The following is a 22,191-nucleotide window of genomic DNA, read 5'->3' on the forward strand; positions in this document are numbered from 1 at the left end:
CCATGACATCCGCCACTCGTATTGCGGGCGCTTTTTTACTGCTGCTCAGCGCGTTGTGCTACGCGCAACCTCGCCAGATGTTGGCAGGTAACCTCTCCAGCGCGGGCTCGGATACGCTGGCTAACCTGATGGCCTTTTGGGCGGCGGATTTCAGCCAGCATTACCCGAACGTGAATTTACAGATTCAGGCCGCCGGTTCGTCCTCTGCGCCGACGTCTCTGGCATCGGGAGCCGCGCAGCTTGGACCGATGAGCAGAGCGATGAAGGCCAGCGAAATTGAGGCGTTCGTCCAGCATTATGGTTACCCGCCGCTGGCGGTGCCGGTGGCAATGGATGCGCTGGTCGTGCTGGTCAATCAGGATAACCCACTGCCTGGGCTGAACTTATCGCAGCTGGACGCAATCTTTTCGATTACGCAGCGCTGCGGTAACCACCAGCCGATCAAACAGTGGGGCGATCTTGGCCTGCATGGCAGTTGGGAAAAACGCACGCTACTGCGCTATGGGCGAAACTCTGCGTCGGGAACCTATGGGTTCTTTAAGCAAAAGGCGCTATGCCGTGGCGATTTCCTTCCTCAGGTTAATGAATTGCCAGGTTCGGCGTCCGTTGTGCAGGCCGTTGCGGCGTCAACCGATGCCATCGGCTATGCCAGCGTGGGTTTTCGTACCAGCGGCGTGAGAATGCTGCCGTTAGCCGCACAAGGCTCCGACTACATTTACCCCTCGACTGAGAATATCCGTAGCGGTTTGTATCCCTACACCCGTTATCTCTATATCTATGTGAACAAAGCGCCCAGCCAACCGCTGGAAGCGCTGACGGCGGCATTTTTAGCGCGTGTGCTGTCTGAAACGGGGCAAGCGCTGGTGAATCAGGATGGCTATTTGCCACTGCCGGAAGAAACGCGTCGTCAGGCGAGCCAGCTGATTGGCCTGCCGGAATAATTCCTCTTTCCATCAAGAGTTGGCGACATTTTCACGTCACGTGAACTTTCTTCATGTTACGTGAAAATTCTTCCATTGCCCTGTGATTCGCCACGTGACAGGATAGTTTTAAATTTAGACGTCCAGATGGCTAAATAAAATTAAATGTAATTATCCCTCTGGGCAAATATTTCATATTGAAACTATCTGTCAGTACGCTTCTTTCCTGAAGAGCAGTACTGGCAACATGTCAGGAGCGACATATGGCGAACACCTTATCCCCTTTCCGTGCCGATACCGTCGGCAGTTTCTTGCGTCCGGCAGCGATTAAGGAAGCACGTCTTCAGCATCAGGCAGGCGAGATTGATGATGCTGCGCTGCGTAGCATTGAAGATCGCGAGATTCTGCGGGTGGTAGAAAAGCAGCGTGAAGCGGGCTTGCAGGTTGTGACGGATGGTGAACTGCGCCGTGCCTGGTGGCACTTCGACTTCTTTGCCGATTTGCACGGCGTGGAGCGCTACGAAGCCGATCATGGTATTCAATTCAACGGTATTCAGACCAAATCCCATGCGATTCGCGTTGTGGACAAAGTCGGTTTTAATCCTCAGCACCCGATGCTCGATCATTTCCGCTACCTGAACAGCATTTCTGGCGATGCCGTCGCGAAAATGACGATTCCAAGTCCTAGCGTGATGCATTTCCGTGGCGGGCGGAAAGCGATTGATGCGACGGTTTATCCCGATCTGGCTGACTATTTCGACGATTTGGCACAAACCTGGCGCGATGCGATCCACGCATTTTATGATGCAGGTTGCCGCTTCCTGCAACTGGATGACACCGTGTGGGCCTACCTGTGCTCTGACGATCAAAAACGCCAGATTCGTGAACGTGGTGAAGATCCAGCACAACTGGCGCGGACCTATGCTGACGTGCTGAACAAAGCGCTGGCTGATAAACCTGCGGATCTGGTGATCGGTTTACACGTTTGTCGCGGTAATTTCCGTTCGACCTGGATTTCTGAAGGCGGGTACGAGCCTGTGGCAGAAATTCTGTTCGGTGAAGTGAATGTTGATGCGTTCTTCCTGGAATATGATACCGAGAGAGCGGGTGGGTTTGAGCCGCTGCGTTTTGTGAAGCCAGGCCATCAGCAGGTGGTGCTGGGGCTGATCACCACGAAGAACGGTGAACTGGAAGAGGCTGAGGTGGTACAGGCACGTATCGCGGAAGCGGCAAAATATGTCAATCTCAACCAAATTTGCCTGAGCCCGCAGTGTGGCTTTGCTTCAACGGAGGAGGGCAACAGCCTGACGGAAGAGCAGCAGTGGAATAAGCTGAAACTTGTCGTGGATATCGCCAATCGCGTGTGGTGATACCGATGAGATAGCGCTATCTCTGCCACAGATATACAGAGGCTGGATCACACGATCCGGCCTTTTTTGTGGCTGTTATCCAGCTTTCCGTTCGCGACGATTTTGTGAAATATGTTTTTTTTATGATCGAACAACGCATTTTATGCCGGTTTTTGTCAGTTTTATTGCAATGAAATATCGATAAATGCGCAAATCATGTGTTATGCAAATCAGGATAAACCAATTTATATTCTTATTTTTTGGCATAGTTAGGCCAGATACTCTGGTTTTTTGATCTCCACTTGTCTTTTTACGCTATAAACGTTTTACTTAGCACCCAATATGGCTGTGCAAAAAATAACTCCTCTATACTCGTCATATTTCAAGTTGCATGTGCGTTGGCCGCGTTCAGCCACCCGAATCACTTACCTGAGTAAGCTCATCGGGATTGCTTCGCTTGCCGCGTTATTTGGCCTTGTGGCCTCACCCCTTTGGGGTCAGCGCAAGCGCTGTTCAAAACGTTAACGTTTTGTCCTGAAACTCGAATTATTTAGAGTATATGACCGCCATCTTTCGCGTCGTCAGAGCGTTGGCTCATTCTTCGGGTTACCCGTTTGCGAATGGTTTCTGGCGGCGATAAACGGCACCGTTTTCTTTTTATCGATTTGATACAGGCAACACGACATAACTATGAGTCATCGTTTAACTTCCAAAGATATCGTGGCATTAGGTTTTATGACCTTTGCTTTGTTCGTGGGGGCAGGAAATATTATTTTCCCGCCAATGGTGGGATTGCAGGCGGGAGAGCACGTTTGGACCGCAGCACTCGGCTTTCTGCTGACGGCGGTGGGTCTACCAGTGTTGACCGTGATCGCCCTTGCCCGGGTTGGCGGTGGCGTTGACGCGCTGAGCTCGCCGATTGGTAAAAAGGCCGGTGTGGTTCTGGCGACCGTGTGCTATCTGGCTGTTGGGCCACTGTTCGCAACGCCGCGCACGGCAACCGTGTCGTTTGAAGTCGGTCTGGCGCCTTTAGTCGGCAACGGAGCCTCTCCGCTGCTGATTTATAGCCTGATTTATTTTGCCATTGTGATCGCGATTTCCCTGTATCCCGGCAAACTGCTGGATACGGTCGGCCACGTGCTGGCACCGTTAAAGATTATTGCTCTGGCGGTACTGGGTATTGCGGCGGTGCTGTGGCCTGCCGGTTCACCTATCCCGGCGACAGAAACGTATGAGCAACTGCCGTTCTCTAATGGTTTCGTCAACGGCTATCTGACGATGGATACGCTGGGCGCAATGGTCTTTGGTATCGTGATCGTTAATGCGGCGCGCTCGCGTGGGGTGACCAGCTCCGTGCTGCTGACGCGTTATACCGTATGGGCTGGGTTAATTGCGGGCATCGGTCTTACACTGGTCTATCTGAGCCTGTTCCAGCTCGGTTCTGTCAGTGGTGAACTGGTGCCGCAGGCGCAAAACGGTGCTGAAATTCTCCATGCCTATGTGCAACACACGTTCGGCAACATGGGAAGCAGCTTCCTGGCGTTGTTAATCTTCATCGCGTGTCTGGTAACGGCGGTGGGGCTAACCTGTGCCTGTGCTGAGTTCTTTGCACAATACCTGCCGTTGTCTTACCGCACGCTGGTGTTTGTGCTGGGAACGTTCTCGATGGTGGTGTCTAATCTGGGCCTGAGCCATCTGATTCAACTTTCCATTCCTGTACTGACGGCGATTTATCCACCGTGTATCATTCTGGTTTTATTGAGCTTTACGCTGCGTTGGTGGAATAGCGCTTCACGTATTGTGGCCCCCGTCATGTTAGTCAGTCTGTTATTTGGCATGATTGATGGTATAAAATCGTCGGCCTTCAAAACGCTGTTGCCAGAGTGGAGCCTCAACCTGCCGCTGAGCGAGCAAGGGTTGGCCTGGCTGCCACCGTCACTGCTGATTTTATTGGTTGCGGTGATTTACGACAGACTTTGTGGTCGTCAGGAAGTTACGGTACATCAATAATATCGTTCATGCCTGATTGCACTGGGGCGGTAGGGATAGCGTACTGCTCCAGCACAACGTTGGGTTTCTGCACCACAGGTCTTTGCCTGTGGTTTTTCTTTTTGTAATGTTCTCCTTATATAAGACAGGGTTGCTTATCAATGGAACAACCATCCTCTAAGCTCAAGCGTGGGTTAAGCACGCGGCATATCCGCTTTATCGCCCTTGGCTCGGCGATCGGAACCGGTCTGTTTTATGGTTCCGCGAGTGCGATCCAAATGGCTGGCCCCAGTGTATTACTGGCTTATCTGATCGGTGGGGTTGTCGCATATATCATCATGCGCGCACTGGGCGAAATGTCGGTGCATAACCCGCAGTCCAGCTCCTTTTCCCGCTATGCGCAGGATTATCTCGGGCCATTGGCGGGGTATATCACCGGCTGGACTTACTGCTTTGAGATGCTGATTGTCGCCATTGCCGATGTGACTGCATTTGGCATCTACATGGGCGTCTGGTTCCCTGCCGTGCCGCACTGGGTGTGGGTTCTGAGCGTGGTACTCATCATTGGTGCCATTAACCTGATGAATGTGAAAGCCTTTGGTGAACTGGAGTTTTGGCTCTCTTTCTTCAAAGTGGCCACGATTATCATCATGATCGCGGCCGGGATCGGCATCATCATCTGGGGTATTGGCAACGGGGGGGAGCCGACTGGTATCCACAACCTCTGGAGCAATGGCGGGTTCTTCAGTAACGGCGTCATGGGGATGATTCTGTCGCTGCAACTAGTGATGTTTGCGTATGGCGGCGTGGAGATTATCGGGATTACGGCTGGTGAGGCGAAAGACCCGCAGAAGTCTATCCCTCGTGCGATTAACTCTGTGCCGTGGCGTATTCTGGTGTTCTATGTCGGCACGCTGTTCGTCATTATGTCGATTTATCCGTGGAATCAGGTCGGTACCAACGGGAGCCCGTTCGTGCTGACGTTCCAGCATATGGGGATTACCGCGGCGGCAGGCATCCTGAACTTTGTCGTGATTACCGCGTCGCTGTCGGCGATTAACAGCGATGTCTTCGGTGTCGGCCGTATGCTGCACGGGATGGCGGAGCAGGGGCATGCACCGAAGGTGTTTAGCCGCCTTTCCAAACGTGGTATCCCGTGGGTCACGGTGGTTGTAATGATGATGGCGCTGCTGGTGGCGGTGTACCTGAACTACATTATGCCCGGTAAAGTTTTTCTGGTGATTGCTTCACTGGCAACCTTTGCAACGGTGTGGGTGTGGATCATGATTCTGTTTTCTCAGATCGCATTCCGCCGCCGTCTGAGCCCAGATGAAGTGAAGGCGCTGGCATTCCCACTGCGCGGTGGCATCGTGACCTCCGTGTTCGGCATCGTCTTCCTGTTCTTCATCATTGGTTTGATTGGCTACTTCCCGGACACTCGCGTGTCGCTGTATGTCGGCATCATTTGGATATTGCTGCTTTTAGTGGGCTATGTCTGGAAGAAGAAGCGTCAGAACGCGGTAGCGGCATAGAATTAAGCTAGTCGCTTGCTATCAGAAGAAGCGAGGTTGCTGACAAAGTCCGCAGAGCGGGAGTAACGGATAGATCGTAAAGACGCTGCAAGTACGTCCATGTAAGCTCGGATTGCGCAGATATGAATCTCATCCCTGAGATTCACCCTTGCAGGGCCGTCGCAAGCGACGTTCAAAAACGTTCCTGACGTTTTTGTCCCTGGCGCAAACGCTTTACTCTTCTATTCCGTCACTCCCGTTTTCATTCGGTAAATAGGCTTGTCAGCCGCTTTCGTTCTTTTGCATGAGATATTACGCTTTCGGAGCCGTCATTTGCTGGGCCATGATCCGCATATCGTGGCCGGTTGGTATTTGATGAACGCGGAGATCGAATTCCGGTAAGATCGCAAAGATATGGTCGAAAATGTCAGATTGAATGCTTTCGTAATCGACCCAGGCGGTTGTGTTGGTGAACGCATAAATTTCCAGCGGTACCCCTTCTGACGTTGGCGCAAGCTGCCGCACCATCAGCGTCATTCCTTTATGAATACCCGGATGGGTACGTAGATATACCTGAAGGTAGGCGCGGAACGTGCCTAAATTCGTCAGACGACGGCCGTTCAGCGGTGATGTCAGGTCCGAGTCGGACTGTGCATTGTGCTGCTCCAGTTCGCTCTTCTTGTTCTGAATATAAGGCGACAGCAGCTTACTGCGCAGCAATCGGGCCTGCTCGTCTTCCGTCATAAAATGCACGCTGGTGGTATCGATATTGATACTACGCTTGATGCGCCGCCCCCCTGATTCCGACATTGAACGCCAGTTCTTAAAAGAATCCGATACTAACGCGTAGGTGGGAATGGTGGTGACGGTATTGTCCCAATTTCTCACTTTTACCGTTGTCAGTCCGATATCGATAACGGCCCCGTCAGCGCCGTATTTCGGCATTTCGAGCCAGTCTCCCAGCGTTAACATGTCGTTGGCGGAGAGTTGGATGCCCGCGACCAATCCCATAATCGGATCTTTGAACACCAACATCAGGACGGCGGCCATTGCGCCTAACCCACTAATCAGAATCAGCGGCGATTTCCCGATGAGCAGTGACACCACCATAATGCTGATAACAATGGTGGCGATCAGTTTCAGACTCTGGAAGATACCGCGCAGCGGTAATTGGGCCGCGACTTTGGTTCGGGCGGAAACGTTGAGCAGAACATCGAGGAGCGAAAACAGGGACAGCAGCGCAAAAACCATGATCCACACTTGAGAACAGATGATGAGCGCTTCACGGGTTTCACTCTGCGAGGGAAGCCACACAAAGACCTGAATATTCAGGATCACCCCTTGGAGTAAGAAGGCCAGCCGGTTAAACAAGTTGTGTTGCGTCAGTGCCTGTTTCCACCCGTGACCCTCGGTTTTTCCGGGCTTATTGAGCGAGCGCAGTACCATTCTTTTCAGCACAACCTGATGAAAAATCAGGTGGATGACGGCAGAAATGAGCAATATCAGCCCAAGAACAATCAGTAACGCAATGATGCTAGCGTGTTCTATTCCAGCTTCTCTCAGCCACAGCGCGAGATTTTGTTGCATGCGTTCTCCTTCCTATTCCAATGAATCTGTCGTGCATTAACACGATATGGCTTTAAGGCTAAGGATTTAGCGCCCCTAGTCAACCTTTTGTATTATTTAAGATATCGCTGGGAAGATGTAGTGAGATATGAAGAAGAACAGAGGGATAAATTGCAGGTAAAGAAAAAGCCAGCTGCATAGCAACTGGCTTGGTCATAATATTACCATGTCGGCAGGATGAGGAATTACAGCTTGTCTGCGTTCTCAGACAGGTATTTCGCTACGCCGTCTGGTGACGCGCCCATACCTGATTTACCTTTTTCCCACTGCGCCGGGCACACTTCGCCGTGCTCTTCGTGGAATTGCAGGGCGTCAACGGTACGCAGCATTTCATCAATGTTACGACCCAGCGGCAGATCGTTCACCACCTGGTGACGAACCACGCCGTTTTTGTCGATCAGGAAAGAACCACGCAGTGCAACACCGGCTTCTGGGTGCTCAATGCCGTAGGCCTTCTGGATTTCGCGCTTAATGTCAGCAACCATCGCGTATTGCACTTCGCCGATGCCGCCTTTGTCCACAGGGGTTTTACGCCATGCGTTGTGAACAAACTCGGAGTCGAAGGACACGCCAACCACTTCTACACCGCGTTTCTTGAACTCGGCATAGCGGTGATCGAAAGCAATCAGCTCTGACGGACAAACGAAGGTGAAGTCCATCGGCCAGAAGAAGATCACGGCAGCTTTACCGTTGATGTGCTTCTTCAGGTTGAAATTTTCGACGATTTCGCCACTGCCTAAAACGGCAGCTGCGGTGAAGTCTGGGGCTTGACGAGTTACCAGGACCATAATTACTCCTGTAGATAGCGGTTAATGATCGGATGATATAAAAAACAGCGATCAGTATAGGGATTCTGCCTGAGTGAATACAGGCAAAGAGACCAATCAATGAGATAGCTTCTGTCTATTGAACTCATCGCTATTTCCTTTCAAGAGGCTACATTAGCCCTTTTGATGGAAAGGACAATACCCGTCATACTTCAAGCTGCTTGTGCGTTGGCTACTCTTACTCACCCCAGTCACTTACTTGAGTAAGCTCCTGGGGATTAATGAGCCTCATAAATGAAGCTCACCCTTCGGGCCAGCGCTAGCGCTGTTCAAATCGGTTAAAACCGATTTGTCGTGCGCTTGCCGCCTTCACGCAACTCGAATTATTTAGGGTATATATCGCGTAGAAAAACGGAAAAATCGCGATCTTATAGCTGCTGCGCTTTCGCTAATTGCATCATCCGTGGATAAAACTGCCAGAAGAGTGTTTCAAATTGGTGATAGTGCTGCTCGATATCTTGAAAAGAGCCGGACAGCGCGGCCAGTTTCGGGCGGCGTACCGACATTCTGTGCAGCACATCGGCGATAAACGGCAGCTCTGCGTAACGCGTCATCCAGCGTTCCGGCCACAGATAGCGATTCAGGTTCTGAAAGCGTTCAGGCGTCAGTGCCAGATGCGGCTCGATTTGTGATTGCGCACTGTCAATAAAGGTTTGCAAGGGTGTATCCGGCACCAGCTGTAGCCAGTGACGCGCAAGATAGTGATCCCACAGAACATCTAGCGTAATCGGCGACACGCGGCGGAATTCATCGCTGAAATACTGACGCGCCTGTTTGACTTCCGGCAGACTGTCGGTCAGTGAATCAACACGACGATGCAGACGAATACCCGCGACGATCTCGTCAGCGTAGCTGTCCTGCGGGTTGCCGCGCACGAAATCCGCCATCAGATTACCTAATAGGGAGCTGTCGGCCAGCGTGGCCAGATGGAGATGAGCGAGAAAATTCATTGGAATAGTATATCCGTTTCTTCTTTTATTGTGCACGCCCTCTTACATGGCAAAGTGGGAAACCGCCGACTTTGACTGTGATGCATTACGCCTGCCGTGTGCTTATTTCTTGCAGCCATGCGCTTGCGGCTCTAGACTAGGCCGCCCATTTTTAATGTATTACAGCTAAGTGAATTGCCATGCGTGTTACCGATTTTTCGTTTGAACTTCCTGAATCATTGATTGCCCATTATCCACAAGCGGAACGCAGTGGTTGCCGCCTGCTATCGCTGGACGGGCCGACGGGAAATCTGACGCACGGTGTGTTTACCGATTTGCTGAATAAACTGAATCCCGGCGATCTGCTGGTGTTCAACAATACGCGCGTGATTCCCGCTCGTTTATTTGGCCGTAAAGCCAGCGGCGGCAAACTGGAAGTGCTGGTAGAGCGCGTGTTGGATGAACATCGGGTGCTGGCGCACGTTCGGGCGTCAAAAGCGCCGAAGCCGGGCGCAGAACTGCTGCTCGGCGATGACGAAAGCGTCAAGGCCACGATGGCCGCTCGCCACGATGCGCTATTTGAGCTGCATTTTGATGACTCGCGCGATGTCCTGTCGATTCTGAATGATATCGGCCACATGCCGTTGCCGCCTTATATCGACAGGCCTGATGAAGACGCCGACCGCGAGCTTTATCAGACGGTGTATAGCCAGCGTCCGGGTGCCGTAGCGGCACCGACGGCGGGCTTGCATTTTGATGAGCCGATGCTGGCTGCGCTGCGTGAGAAGGGCATCGAGATGGCCTTCGTTACGCTGCACGTTGGTGCGGGGACTTTCCAGCCTGTACGCGTCGATACGATCGAAGATCACATCATGCACGCCGAATATGCCGAAGTGCCGCAGGACGTCGTTGATGCTGTGCTGGCGTGCAAAGCGCGGGGAAACCGCGTGATCGCTGTTGGCACCACCTCGGTACGTTCACTGGAAAGTGCCGCGCAGGCTAGCCAGAATGCGGCGATCGAACCGTTCTTCGGCGATACCAAAATTTTCATCTATCCGGGCTATCACTACCGCATTATTGATGCGCTGGTGACCAATTTCCATTTACCCGAATCGACGTTAATCATGCTGGTGTCGGCCTTTGCCGGTTACCAGAACACGATGTCTGCTTACCGTCAGGCGGTGGCAGAGCAATATCGTTTTTTCAGCTACGGTGATGCGATGTTTATTACGCACAACCCGATGGCCGAACAGGAAAAAGTGGGATAAACCCGCTTTCCACATAATAGGAACGTCACAGACCACGCTCTGTCAGGCGTTAATACATCATTACCATCAGACTGTTTTTCTGATGCCGGAGGCTAAGTGAAGTACGAATTACAAACAACGGACGGCCGTGCGCGACGCGGTAGATTGATTTTTGAACGTGGCGTAGTGGAAACCCCAGCTTTTATGCCCGTGGGGACGTACGGCACGGTGAAAGGCATGACGCCGGAAGAAGTGAAAGAAACTGGCGCACAGATTTTGCTCGGCAATACGTTCCATCTGTGGCTGCGTCCCGGTCAGGAAATCATGAAGCTGCACGGCGATCTGCACGATTTCATGAACTGGCACGGCCCGATTCTGACGGATTCCGGCGGTTTTCAGGTGTTCAGCCTCGGCGATATTCGCAAGATTACCGAACAGGGCGTGCATTTCCGTAACCCGATCAACGGGGATTCGATTTTCCTGAGCCCGGAAAAATCGATGGAGATTCAGCACGATCTCGGTTCCGACATTGTCATGATCTTTGATGAGTGTACGCCGTACCCTGCTGATTGGGATTACGCGAAGCGCTCTATGGAGATGTCACTGCGCTGGGCAAAACGCAGCCGTCAGCGTTTTGATGAGCTGGAGAATAAAAATGCGCTGTTCGGTATTATTCAGGGAAGTGTTTACGAAGATTTACGTGATGTATCCGTAAAAGGGCTGGTAGACATTGGCTTTGATGGGTACGCTGTGGGCGGTTTGGCTGTCGGTGAGCCAAAAGAAGATATGCACCGTATTCTGGAGCACGTTTGCCCGCAGATTCCAGAAGATAAACCGCGCTATTTGATGGGCGTTGGCAAACCAGAAGACTTGGTTGAAGGTGTCCGCCGCGGTGTCGATATGTTTGATTGCGTGATGCCAACGCGCAACGCACGTAACGGGCATCTCTTCGTGACGGATGGCGTAGTGAAAATCCGTAATGCGAAGCATAAAGATGACGTCAGCTCGCTGGATGAACACTGTGATTGCTACACGTGTCGCAATTATAGCCGCGCCTACTTGCATCATCTTGACCGTTGCAACGAAATACTCGGAGCACGACTCAATACCATTCATAACTTGCGTTATTATCAGCGTTTAATGGCAGGTTTACGTCAGGCCATTGAAGAGGGTAAATTAGAGCACTTTGTGGTGGATTTTTACCAACGCATAGGCAAACCGATTCCGCCGCTTGCTGAAAAAGACGTTGCCGCAAGCAGCTGATAGCCCGTTTGCTATGCATTGTATTTTGTTATGAATTGTATTTTGCTGTGAAGCGTTTTTACGATTATAAGGTTGATAACTTATCTTTTTGATAGCTTATCTTTTGACAAAAAAGAGGATATTTACATGAGTCTTTTCATCTCCGATGCTGTAGCTGCAACTGGCGCTCCGGCTCAGGGAAGCCCGTACTCTCTGGTTATTATGCTGGCCGTTTTTGGTCTGATTTTCTACTTTATGATCCTGCGTCCTCAGCAAAAACGCGCCAAGGAACACAAAAAGTTAATGGATTCTATCGGCAAGGGCGATGAAGTATTAACGACCGGTGGTCTGGTTGGTCGCGTAACCAAAGTGTCCGAAACTGGCTATATTGCGATTGCGTTGAACGAGACCAATGAAGTGGTTATCAAACGTGATTTCGTGGCTGCCGTGCTGCCGAAGGGCACGATTAAGGCCCTGTAATTTCCGATTTTCCCGAAGGGAACTGCCGTGTTAAATCGTTATCCTTTGTGGAAGTACCTGATGCTGGTCGTGGTGTTGTTCGTCGGCCTGCTCTACGCACTTCCTAACCTATATGGTGAGGATCCGGCGGTACAAGTTACTGGCGCGCGGGGAACCGCCGCCAGCGAAACGACGCTGATCCAAGTCCAGAATGTTTTAAAAGAACAGAACATTACCAGTAAGTCGATTGCATTGGAAAATGGTGCAATTCTGGCTCGCTTCTCTAACCCTGATATTCAGCTCCGTGCGCGTGAAGCGCTCGTGAATGAGCTGGGTGAAAAGTTCGTCGTCGCACTTAACCTGGCACCTGCTACGCCAACCTGGCTGCGGTTGTTGGGCGCTGAACCGATGAAATTGGGGCTTGACCTGCGCGGCGGCGTTCACTTCCTGATGGAAGTGGATATGGATACGGCGCTGGGTAAACTGCAAGAACAAACCATGGACTCTTTGCGCAGCGATCTGCGTGAGAAGAACATTCCTTATGCCTCCGTGCGCAAGATTGATAATTACGGCGTCGAAATTCGTTTCCGTGATGCTCAAACGCGTGATGACGGCCTCAATTATCTGACGACTCGTCACCGTAATCTGGTTCTCAGCAGCAGCGGCAGCAACCTGCTACGCGCAGTGATGTCTGACGAACGTCTGCGTGAAGCACGTGAATACGCCGTACAGCAGAACATCAATATCCTGCGTAACCGTGTGAACCAACTGGGTGTTGCTGAACCACTGGTACAACGTCAGGGTGCTGACCGTATCGTCGTTGAGTTACCGGGTATTCAGGACACGGCGCGCGCGAAAGAAATTCTTGGTGCAACCGCTACGCTGGAATTCCGTCTGGTCAACAGTAATGCTGATGCGACCGCAGCGGCGAACGGCCGCGTGCCGGGCGATTCTGAAGTGAAGAACATGCGTGACGGCTCACCGGTGGTGTTGTTCAAGCGTGTGATTCTGACGGGCGACCATATTACCGATTCGACATCGAGTACGGATGAATATAACCAGCCTCAGGTGAATATTTCTCTGGACAGCGCGGGTGGCAACACCATGTCCAACTTCACCAAAGACAGTATCGGCAAGCTGATGGCGACGCTCTTTGTGGAATACAAAGACAGCGGCAAGAAAGATGCGACTGGCCGTTCGATATTGGAAAAACACGAAGAAGTGATCAACGTAGCGACGATTCAGTCGCGACTGGGTAACAGCTTCCGTATCACCGGCATTGATAACCCGAACGAAGCGCGTCAGCTTTCTCTGCTGCTGCGTGCTGGGGCGCTGATTGCGCCAATCCAGATCGTTGAAGAACGTACCATTGGGCCAACGCTGGGGATGCAAAACATCACTCAGGGGCTGGAAGCCTGTTTGTGGGGCTTGATCGCATCGATCCTCTTTATGGTCTTCTTCTACAAGAAGTTTGGCGTCATCGCGACCAGTGCGCTGGTTGCTAACCTGGTGTTGATTGTCGGCGTGATGTCGCTGCTGCCTGGGGCGACGCTGACCATGCCGGGTATCGCGGGTATCGTGCTTACGCTGGCGGTTGCAGTCGATGCTAACGTACTCATTAACGAACGTATCAAAGAAGAACTCAGTAATGGTCGCTCCGTGCAACAGGCCATTCATGAGGGCTACAAAGGTGCATTCAGTTCGATTGTTGATGCGAACGTCACGACGTTGATTAAAGTTATCATCCTGTATGCGGTTGGTACCGGTTCTATCAAAGGGTTTGCTATCACGACTGCGATTGGGATTGCGACCTCAATGTTTACGGCGATCGTCGGTACTCGTGCCATCGTTAACCTGCTTTACGGCGGTAAACGTATCAACAAGCTGTCTATCTAGGAGTGCGTTGTGGCACAGGAACAGGAATACAACATTGAACAACTCAATCATGGGCGTAAAGTCTATGATTTCATGCGCTGGGACACATTGGCATTTGCCATTTCCGGTCTGCTGATCATCGCTTCTATCGCGATTATGGGTGTGCGTGGTTTCAACTGGGGACTCGATTTTACCGGTGGTACGGTTATCGAGATCAACCTTGAGCAACCGATCGATCTCGATGTCCTGCGCAGTTCATTAGAGACCTCTGGGTTTTCAGAGCCGCAGGTGCAGAATTTCGGTAGCAGCCGTGACGTGATGGTACGTATGCCACCCGTTTCTGGCAGCGAGAACGAAGCGCTCGGTAACAAAGTGCTGAAGGTGGTGAATGATACCTTCCAGCAGCATGCGACGGTGAAACGTATTGAGTTTGTCGGGCCGAGCGTGGGGAGCGATTTGGCACAGGCGGGCGCATTGGCGCTGATGTCTGCGCTGATTGCTATCCTCATTTATATCGGCTTTCGTTTTGAATGGCGTCTGGCGATGGGGACCGTACTGGCTTTGGCGCACGATGCGATCATCACAGTGGGTCTGCTGTCTCTGTTCTCTATTGAGGTTGACCTAACGATCATTGCGTCGCTGATGTCGGTAATTGGTTATTCACTTAACGATAAGATCGTGGTATCTGACCGTATTCGTGAGAACTTCCGCAAGGTGCGTCGTGGCACACCTTACGAGATTACCAACATCTCTCTGACACAGACGTTGCATCGTACCATCATCACATCTGCGACCACGTTGGCGATGATTGTGATTCTCATGGTCTTCGGTGGTGCATTGTTGCATGGCTTCTCGTTGACGATGTTTATCGGTGTGATCATCGGTACGATCTCTTCTATCTATGTTTCTTCCGCTCTGGCGCTGAAACTGGGTATGAAGCGTGAACACCTGATCGTTCAGAAAGTGGAAAAAGAAGGGGCGGACCAACCGTCTATCCTGCCTTAATCTGCTGACTGTAAACATAAAAAACCCCGCATTGCGGGGTTTTTTGCATCTTAGCTCTGGGAAATGCGCGTATATCCTAAATAATTCGAGTTGCATGCAGGCGGCGACACAGTGACAAATTCGTCGGGAACGAATTTGACCAGCCAAAGGCTGACCTTCGGTGAGAGACAGGATGTCTCTCATTAATCCCCAGGAGCTTACATCAGTAAGTGACTGGGGTGAGCGAGGAAAGCCAACGTACATGCAGCTTGAAGTATGACGGATATATCAAGGGGACTCTGTTGCGGCAACGGGTGGCGGACTCTGTATTTCCTGAACCTGATGTAAACGAACAAAGCCGAGTTCTTCCGGCGACAGGCCGCTCAGGCGCAATTCAATAATCGCTTCGGCTTTTGGTAACAGAGTAGGGGAGACGACAAACGATTGTGTTTGTGTGTCGCCCGTTAAAGGCTTCCCGCTCACTGGGTCGAGCCGTCCCCAGTCAAGCTGTGCGCCAAAGGCCGGTAGCCCCTTCGCATCAAGCGTACGAATGTGTAGCAACGCGCTTGTTCCGTTCGCTTCAGTCTCGATATTGCGCAACGATACGTTGAGTCTGCCAATACTGCTTTCCAATACGGTACTGGTTTGCGCGGCAGGCAGTAAATAAACGCCGGAGGTGGACTGGGAATTCAACGCATTTTGTCGCTCTAATGCCGTGGCCTGATCGGTCAGCGTTTGTAATTGCTGATTGAGTTGACCTACCTGGTTCTGCAACTTGGGCATCTGGCGCTGTTCAGCGCACCCTGCGAGCAAAAGTAGCGCTGGCAGGAAGGTCAGTACGCGATATCGGGTTCTCATATCTGTGGTTCCCCTTTCGATGTTTTATTCATTGATCCGTTGATCCCTGTTGCTGAGTTTAGCTGCGATTAAGCCTAAGTCATAGGTGAGACAGCTTTTTTCATCCTATTACTGGGAGAGATGCGAAACCCTTCGCAACGTGGATCAGGAGTTTTGGTTAGTCCGTTAATTCAGGGTAAACTGTCGCTACGTTAAGGATTACTGGTCAGGACACATCATGCATTGCCCGTTTTGTTCCGCTGTTGATACCAAAGTCATTGATTCCCGTCTGGTCGGCGAAGGTTCGCAAGTCCGTCGTCGTCGGCAGTGTCTGGTTTGTCATGAACGCTTCACCACGTTTGAAGTGGCTGAACTGGTGATGCCGCGAGTTATCAAAAGCAATGAAGTGCGCGAGCCCTTTAATGAAGATAAATTGCGTAGCGGCATGCTGAAAGCGCTGGAAAAAAGGCCAGTCAGTTCTGATGACGTCGAAATGGCGATTAATCACATTAAATCTCATCTTCGTGCTACCGGAGAACGTGAGGTTACCACCAAGATGGTGGGGAATCTGGTGATGGAAGCGTTGAGAAAGCTGGATAAAGTGGCTTATATCCGCTTTGCATCGGTGTATCGCAGCTTTGAAGATATCCGCGAATTTGGCGAAGAGATTGCGCGTTTGCAGGATTAAGCCGCGTCAACGCGACAGAGATAAGAGGTTCGGGAATGAGCGTTTTTCAGGAAAACGGCCACTTGCCGCAGGATGAATTATACATGGCGCGCGCGTTAGAGCTGGCGCGCCGTGGTTGTTTCACGACAGCACCCAACCCCAATGTTGGCTGTGTGATTGTTCGTGATGGCGAAATTGTAGGTGAAGGCTATCATTTTCGTGCTGGTGAACCCCACGCTGAGGTGCATGCGCTGAGAATGGCGGGGGAACGTGCGCGTGGCGCGACGGCTTACGTCACGTTGGAACCCTGTAGCCACCATGGGCGAACGCCGCCTTGTGCCGATGCATTGATTACTGCTGGTGTTTCCCGCGTGGTTGCTGCGATGCAGGATCCGAATCCACAGGTGGCGGGTCGTGGTTTGCATCGCTTACAGCAAGCGGGGATTGCCGTCAGCCATGGTTTGATGATGGCCGAAGCAGAGAAAGTGAATGTAGGTTTCCTGAAACGCATGCGGACGGGCTTTCCTTACGTGCAGCTCAAAATGGCGGCGTCTTTGGATGGCCGAACTGCGATGGCGTCGGGAGAAAGTCAGTGGATCACTTCACCGCAGGCGCGTCAGGATGTGCAGCGTTTTCGTGCGGAGAGCGCAGCGATTCTGAGCAGCAGTGCGACGGTGTTAGCTGACGATCCCTCGCTTACCGTACGCTGGTCAGAGCTGGGTATCGATGTGCAGAAACGCTATTCAGAAGTGGATCTCAGGCAGCCCGTGCGGGTGATTGTGGACAGCCAGCAGCGCGTCACGCCACAGCATCGGATTGTTAGCCAACTGGGTGAGACCTGGCTGGCGCGGGTGCAGGCGGATGAACAAGCGTGGCCGCAGAGCGTTGAACAAGTCATGCTACCGCAGCACAATGGCGGTGTTGATCTGGTGGCGCTGATGATGGTGCTGGGGAGACGGCAGATTAACTCCGTTTGGGTCGAAGCTGGGGCCAGTCTGGCTGGTGCGCTACTTAATGCTGGCGTTGTTGATGAACTTATCGTTTATCTTGCCCCTAAACTGTTGGGTGAAAATGCCCGTTCGCTGTGCCTCTTGCCTGGGCTTGATCAGCTGTCTCAGGCACCGGAATTTGATATCGCAGACGTTCGCCAGATTGGCCCAGATTTGCGATTGTGCCTGAAACCTAAATTCTGATGTGTATGTAAATACGTGGTGCAGGTCTGACAAAACCGGATACGTGCCAACAAAAATTATGATAGAATCCGCCCCCCTAGCGGGCCATAAAGACCAGATACAAGGAATGCTATGAACGTTATTGAAGGTGTTGTTGCTACTCCTAATGCCCGTGTGGCGATTGCGATTGCGCGTTTTAACCATTTTATTAACGACAGCCTGCTGGACGGTGCGATTGATGCATTGAAACGCATCGGTCAGGTTAAAGACGAAAACATCACCGTTGTCTGGGTGCCGGGTGCTTACGAACTGCCATTGACGGTTCGTGCGCTGACCAAAAGCGCGAAAAATGGCGGATATGATGCCGTGATTGCTCTGGGAACGGTCATCCGTGGTGGAACAGCGCATTTTGAATTTGTTGCTGGCGAATGTAGCTCAGGCCTGTCCTCTGTTGCGATGGACAGTGAAATCCCTGTTGCTTTCGGCGTTCTGACGACGGAAAGCATTGAGCAGGCGATTGAGCGTGCCGGTACGAAAGCGGGGAACAAAGGTGCTGAAGCTGCCTTGACCGCGCTAGAAATGATTAATGTATTGAAAGCGATTAAGTAAGCCTGATTAAGTAAGGGGAATTCCGTGAAACCTGCTGCTCGTCGCCGCGCTCGTGAATGTGCGGTTCAAGCGCTTTACTCTTGGCAGTTATCTAAAAATGATATTGCCGATGTTGAACACCAATTCCTGAGCGAGCAGGATGTCAAAGATGTCGACATTACCTATTTCCGCGAATTGCTGGCGGGTGTTGCCACTCAGGCTGAGAAGCTTGATCAACTGATGGCACCTTTCCTGTCTCGTCAAATTGAGGAATTGGGACAGGTTGAAAAAGCGATTCTGCGTTTGGCGATGTTTGAGCTGAGCAAGCGCGAAGACGTTCCTTACAAGGTGGCGATTAACGAGGCCATCGAACTGGCTAAAATCTTCGGTGCTGAAGATAGCCATAAGTTTGTGAATGGCGTGCTAGACAAAGCTGCTCCGAGTGTACGGAAAGGCAAGAAGTAAAACGAATCGAATCAGGGCCGGATATCCGGCCCTGATCGCTTTTGAATGATAGGCTGGCTGGAAAGGTTATGGTTGAAGGTGAGTTTGACCTTATTGCCCGCTATTTTAATCGGGTCCGAAGTTCACGTCGCGATGTTGAGTTAGGCATCGGTGATGACTGTGCGTTACTGACGGTGGCAGATAAACAGATGTTGGCGGTGAGTACCGACACGCTGGTATCTGGCGTTCATTTCCTACCTGATATCGATCCCGCCGATCTGGGTTACAAATCTCTGGCGGTCAATTTAAGCGATCTGGCTGCAATGGGAGCCGATCCTGCCTGGCTTTCTCTGGCCATTACCCTACCTAAAAGCAATAGCCAGTGGCTATCCGCGTACAGCGACAGCTTGTTTGAACTGCTTGATTATTATGGTATGCAGTTGGTGGGTGGTGATACGACGCGCGGTCCACTGAGCCTGACGCTGACTATCCACGGTCTGGTGCCAGCAGGTCGGGCGTTGACGCGTCGTGGGGCCAGAATTGGTGACTGGATTTATGTTACCGGTTCATTAGGCGACAGCGCGGCGGGTCTGGCTATCCTCCAGAATACACTGCACGTTGAGGATGAAGAGACGCGTCAGAGACTGCTTCAACGTCACCTTCGTCCTCAACCGAGAATCCTGCAAGGTCAGGCGTTGCGCGATCTGGCCAGCTCGGCCATCGATCTTTCTGACGGCCTCATCTCCGATCTACAGCATATACTTAAAGCCAGCGAGTGCGGCGCGCGTATTAATCTGGATGCGATCCCACAATCTGATTGGCTGCGGGGCTGCGTCGATGAAGAGCAGGCGCTGCGTTGGGCACTATCTGGTGGCGAAGACTATGAGCTGTGCTTCACCGTGCCAGAAATTAACCGCGGTGCGCTGGAACTGGCCTTGGGGCATCTCGGCGCTGACTACACCTGCATCGGGCAAATCGGGCCTTCCTCTGAAGGGCTACGCTTTTTCAGGGATAATAAAGCGACCGAGCTGAACTGGAAGGGGTATGACCATTTTAGCGAGCAAAACTGACTCTGCGAACAAGGTGAAAGGTGCTGAAGTGGCAAAACGCCGCTTACGGCTGAGTAACCCGTGGCACCTGATGGCAACCGGGTTTGGCAGCGGTCTGTCGCCCTGGATGCCGGGTACGGTAGGGTCATTGGCGGCGATTCCACTGTGGTACGTCATGTCGTTCCTGCCGCTTGAATTGTATTCGCTGTTGGTCATGCTGAGCATTTGTATCGGTGTTTACCTGTGTCATCAGACCGCGAAAGATATGGGCGTTCACGATCACGGCAGCATCGTCTGGGACGAGTTTGTCGGCATGTGGATTACCCTGATGGCGATCCCGGTGGATAACTGGCAATGGGTGGCGGCAGGGTTTGTTGTCTTCCGCTGTCTGGATATCTGGAAACCCTGGCCGATTCGCTGGTTCGATCGCAACGTGCATGGCGGTATGGGCATCATGATCGACGATATCGTCGCGGGGGTGATCTCTGCGGGAATTATCTATTTCATCGGCTATCACTGGCCGATATTCTGACGTTACTGCGTTATTGAATTACTGACATTATTATTGAACCGGGGCCATGTGCCCCGGTTATTGTGAGTCGCTTATTCCATCCACTGCGTGATTCTGCGCTCGATACCCGCGGCATCCAGACCCAGATCGACACGGATTTCTTCCTGAGAACCTTGTGGAATAAAGACGTCCGGTAGCCCAATGTTCAGCACCGAGACGGCAAGGCGTTTCGCCATCAGGAATTCATTCACACCGCTCCCTGCACCGCCCATAACCGCATTCTCTTCCAGCGTCACAAACGTACCGTGAGACTGTGCCAGCTCTTCAAGTAACGCTTCATCCAGCGGTTTCACAAAGCGCATGTCGACGAGGGTGGCGTTTAGCTTTTCTGCCGCAGCCTGAGCTTCCGGCAATAGCGTACCGAAGTTCAGAATCGCGATCGTTTCGCCTTGACGACGCACCACACCTTTACCTATTGGCAGCTCTGATAGTGGCGTCAGTGCCGTACCCGTACCATTTCCCCGTGGATAGCGCACCGCCGTAGGACCTTTCTGGTAGTGATAGCCCGTGTGCAGCATCTGGCGACACTCATTTTCATCGCTGGGCGTCATGATGATCATGTTCGGGATACAGCGTAAGAAAGAGAGATCGAACGCACCCTGATGAGTTTGTCCATCCGCACCAACAATGCCGCCGCGATCGATAGCAAACAGAACCGGTAGATTCTGGATCGCCACATCGTGGATGACCTGATCGTAAGCGCGTTGCAGGAAAGTCGAGTAAATGGCGACAACCGGATGATAACCACCGACAGCCAGACCGGCAGCAAACGTTACGGCATGCTGTTCGGCAATCGCAACGTCAAAATATTGCTGTGGATAGTCGCGGGAGAATTGCACCATGCCCGAGCCTTCACGCATTGCAGGCGTGATCGCCATGAGCTTGCTGTCTTTAGCAGCCGTTTCCTGTAGCCATTGACCGAAGATTTTGGAATAGGTGGGTTGCGCGCCTTCTTTGCTTTTCGGTAGCGTGCCGCTGGCCGGATCGAATTTTGGCACCGCATGCCAGCTGATCGGATCCTGCTCGGCGGGGGCATAGCCCTTGCCTTTCTTCGTCATGATGTGCAGAAGCTGCGGGCCTTTCAGATTACGCATGTTCTTCAGTGTATGCGCCAGCGCCTGAACGTCATGACCGTCAACCGGGCCGATATAGTTAAAACCCAGTTCCTCAAATAGCGTGCCCGGCACGACCATGCCTTTAAGATGCTCTTCGGTGCGTTTCACCAGCTCTTTGATGGGCGGCAGGCCAGATAAGACCTTTTTGCCGCCTTCGCGCAGGCTGGCGTAGAGCTTGCCGGATAGCAGCTGCGCCAGATGGTTATTCAGTGCGCCGACGTTTTCTGAAATCGACATTTCATTGTCGTTCAGCACCACCAGCAGATCGGATTTGATGTCGCCCGCATGGTTCATCGCCTCAAAGGCCATGCCTGCGGTAATCGCGCCGTCGCCGATCACACAAACGGTACGACGGCCTTTGCCTTCACGCTCGGCCGCAACGGCCATGCCCAGTCCGGCACTGATTGAGGTGGATGAATGCCCGACGCTTAATACGTCATATTCGCTTTCATCACGCCATGGGAAAGGGTGCAAACCGCCTTTTTGACGAATCGTTGAAATACGATCGCGACGACCGGTAATGATCTTGTGCGGATAAGCCTGATGGCCGACATCCCACACCAGATGATCGAAAGGGGTGTTATAGACGTAATGCAGTGCAACCGTTAATTCAACCGTCCCTAACCCTGAAGCAAAATGGCCGCTTGAACGGCTGACGCTGTCCAGCAGATATTGGCGCAGCTCATCGCACAGCTTTGGCAGGCTCTCTTTCGGCAACAACCGAAGCTCATCCGGTGTTTCCACTAACGCCAATGTAGGGTACTTCGCGGTATCAAAACTCATTAGAGAC

Annotated in this window: 20 protein-coding genes; 15 read left to right on the plus strand and 5 right to left on the minus strand. The window is 52.1% G+C overall.

What is annotated here, in order from left to right; genetic code table 11:
- Positions 1 to 2 precede the first annotated feature (2 nt).
- From EIP93_RS05900 to proY, 4 genes are all read left to right on the plus strand, one after another.
- A complete protein-coding gene (locus tag EIP93_RS05900; RefSeq protein WP_103861119.1) occupies positions 3 to 941 on the plus strand; it encodes a PstS family phosphate ABC transporter substrate-binding protein in 939 nt (312 codons plus the stop codon).
- Between the two features lie 242 nt (positions 942 to 1,183).
- Positions 1,184 to 2,290, plus strand: coding sequence for a cobalamin-independent methionine synthase II family protein (locus EIP93_RS05905; protein ID WP_044206536.1), 1,107 nt, complete (start codon positions 1,184 to 1,186; stop codon positions 2,288 to 2,290).
- 669 nt (positions 2,291 to 2,959) lie between these two features.
- Entirely contained in the window at positions 2,960 to 4,279 is a 1,320-nt protein-coding gene (gene brnQ / locus EIP93_RS05910) for a branched-chain amino acid transport system II carrier protein (RefSeq protein WP_044206534.1), read from the plus strand.
- A 140-nt stretch (positions 4,280 to 4,419) separates the two neighbouring features.
- Positions 4,420 to 5,790 (plus strand): proline-specific permease ProY, encoded by a 1,371-nt coding sequence (gene proY / locus EIP93_RS05915; protein WP_103861116.1) that lies wholly within the window; start codon positions 4,420 to 4,422, stop codon positions 5,788 to 5,790.
- Positions 5,791 to 6,081: 291 nt separating this feature from the next.
- Here proY and EIP93_RS05920 read toward each other — a convergent pair whose 3' ends face one another.
- The 3 genes from EIP93_RS05920 to EIP93_RS05930 form a co-directional block, all read right to left on the minus strand.
- Positions 6,082 to 7,356 (minus strand): mechanosensitive ion channel family protein, encoded by a 1,275-nt coding sequence (locus EIP93_RS05920; protein WP_116586026.1) that lies wholly within the window; start codon positions 7,354 to 7,356, stop codon positions 6,082 to 6,084.
- 224 nt (positions 7,357 to 7,580) lie between these two features.
- Positions 7,581 to 8,183, minus strand: coding sequence for a peroxiredoxin C (locus EIP93_RS05925; RefSeq protein ID WP_010299049.1), 603 nt, complete (start codon positions 8,181 to 8,183; stop codon positions 7,581 to 7,583).
- Between the two features lie 407 nt (positions 8,184 to 8,590).
- Positions 8,591 to 9,172: an acyl carrier protein phosphodiesterase gene (locus tag EIP93_RS05930; protein WP_103861114.1), complete on the minus strand. Its 582-nt coding sequence runs from the start codon at positions 9,170 to 9,172 to the stop codon at positions 8,591 to 8,593.
- A gap of 179 nt (positions 9,173 to 9,351) precedes the next feature.
- Between EIP93_RS05930 and queA the strand changes: the two genes are divergently transcribed.
- The 5 genes from queA (at position 9,352) to secF (ending at position 14,979) form a co-directional block, all read left to right on the plus strand.
- On the plus strand, positions 9,352 to 10,419 hold the full coding sequence (gene queA, locus EIP93_RS05935; protein WP_116586025.1) for a tRNA preQ1(34) S-adenosylmethionine ribosyltransferase-isomerase QueA: 1,068 nt from the start codon (positions 9,352 to 9,354) through the stop codon (positions 10,417 to 10,419).
- 96 nt (positions 10,420 to 10,515) lie between these two features.
- The gene (gene tgt, locus EIP93_RS05940; protein ID WP_010299058.1) at positions 10,516 to 11,661 is read left to right on the plus strand and encodes a tRNA guanosine(34) transglycosylase Tgt; all 1,146 of its coding nucleotides are present in this window, start codon (positions 10,516 to 10,518) and stop codon (positions 11,659 to 11,661) included.
- Positions 11,662 to 11,787: 126 nt separating this feature from the next.
- A complete protein-coding gene (gene yajC, locus EIP93_RS05945) occupies positions 11,788 to 12,120 on the plus strand; it encodes a preprotein translocase subunit YajC (RefSeq protein WP_010282033.1) in 333 nt (110 codons plus the stop codon).
- 27 nt (positions 12,121 to 12,147) lie between these two features.
- Positions 12,148 to 13,995, plus strand: coding sequence for a protein translocase subunit SecD (secD, locus tag EIP93_RS05950; protein ID WP_029368086.1), 1,848 nt, complete (start codon positions 12,148 to 12,150; stop codon positions 13,993 to 13,995).
- Positions 13,996 to 14,067: 72 nt separating this feature from the next.
- On the plus strand, positions 14,068 to 14,979 hold the full coding sequence (gene secF, locus EIP93_RS05955) for a protein translocase subunit SecF (RefSeq protein WP_219606833.1): 912 nt from the start codon (positions 14,068 to 14,070) through the stop codon (positions 14,977 to 14,979).
- Positions 14,980 to 15,246: 267 nt separating this feature from the next.
- On the opposite strand, the gene EIP93_RS05960 is transcribed toward secF, so the two are convergent.
- Positions 15,247 to 15,816 carry a SadB/YajI family lipoprotein gene (locus EIP93_RS05960; protein ID WP_103862973.1) on the minus strand — a complete coding sequence of 190 codons (570 nt, stop codon included), beginning with the start codon at positions 15,814 to 15,816 and terminating at the stop codon, positions 15,247 to 15,249.
- A 217-nt stretch (positions 15,817 to 16,033) separates the two neighbouring features.
- Here EIP93_RS05960 and nrdR point away from each other — a divergent pair, with 217 nt between their 5' ends.
- The 6 genes from nrdR to pgpA all read left to right on the plus strand — a co-directional run bounded on the left by nrdR (position 16,034) and on the right by pgpA (position 20,247).
- The gene (gene nrdR / locus EIP93_RS05965) at positions 16,034 to 16,483 is read left to right on the plus strand and encodes a transcriptional regulator NrdR (RefSeq protein ID WP_005975999.1); all 450 of its coding nucleotides are present in this window, start codon (positions 16,034 to 16,036) and stop codon (positions 16,481 to 16,483) included.
- A gap of 35 nt (positions 16,484 to 16,518) precedes the next feature.
- Entirely contained in the window at positions 16,519 to 17,655 is a 1,137-nt protein-coding gene (ribD, locus tag EIP93_RS05970) for a bifunctional diaminohydroxyphosphoribosylaminopyrimidine deaminase/5-amino-6-(5-phosphoribosylamino)uracil reductase RibD (RefSeq protein ID WP_125232435.1), read from the plus strand.
- A gap of 111 nt (positions 17,656 to 17,766) precedes the next feature.
- Positions 17,767 to 18,243 (plus strand): 6,7-dimethyl-8-ribityllumazine synthase, encoded by a 477-nt coding sequence (gene ribH / locus EIP93_RS05975; RefSeq protein WP_103941805.1) that lies wholly within the window; start codon positions 17,767 to 17,769, stop codon positions 18,241 to 18,243.
- A 24-nt stretch (positions 18,244 to 18,267) separates the two neighbouring features.
- Entirely contained in the window at positions 18,268 to 18,687 is a 420-nt protein-coding gene (gene nusB, locus EIP93_RS05980) for a transcription antitermination factor NusB (RefSeq protein WP_010282066.1), read from the plus strand.
- Between the two features lie 68 nt (positions 18,688 to 18,755).
- Complete coding sequence (gene thiL, locus EIP93_RS05985) at positions 18,756 to 19,736, plus strand: thiamine-phosphate kinase (protein WP_103941803.1); 981 nt, start codon at positions 18,756 to 18,758, stop codon at positions 19,734 to 19,736.
- A complete protein-coding gene (gene pgpA / locus EIP93_RS05990; protein ID WP_103970609.1) occupies positions 19,711 to 20,247 on the plus strand; it encodes a phosphatidylglycerophosphatase A in 537 nt (178 codons plus the stop codon). The genes thiL and pgpA overlap by 26 nt, the downstream gene beginning before the upstream one ends.
- Positions 20,248 to 20,318: 71 nt before the next feature.
- On the opposite strand, the gene dxs is transcribed toward pgpA, so the two are convergent.
- The gene (gene dxs / locus EIP93_RS05995; RefSeq protein WP_103862976.1) at positions 20,319 to 22,184 is read right to left on the minus strand and encodes a 1-deoxy-D-xylulose-5-phosphate synthase; all 1,866 of its coding nucleotides are present in this window, start codon (positions 22,182 to 22,184) and stop codon (positions 20,319 to 20,321) included.
- Between the last annotated feature and the right edge of the window lie 7 nt (positions 22,185 to 22,191).

This window comes from Pectobacterium versatile, assembly GCF_003932035.1.
Classification (GTDB): Bacteria; Pseudomonadota; Gammaproteobacteria; order Enterobacterales; family Enterobacteriaceae; genus Pectobacterium; species Pectobacterium versatile.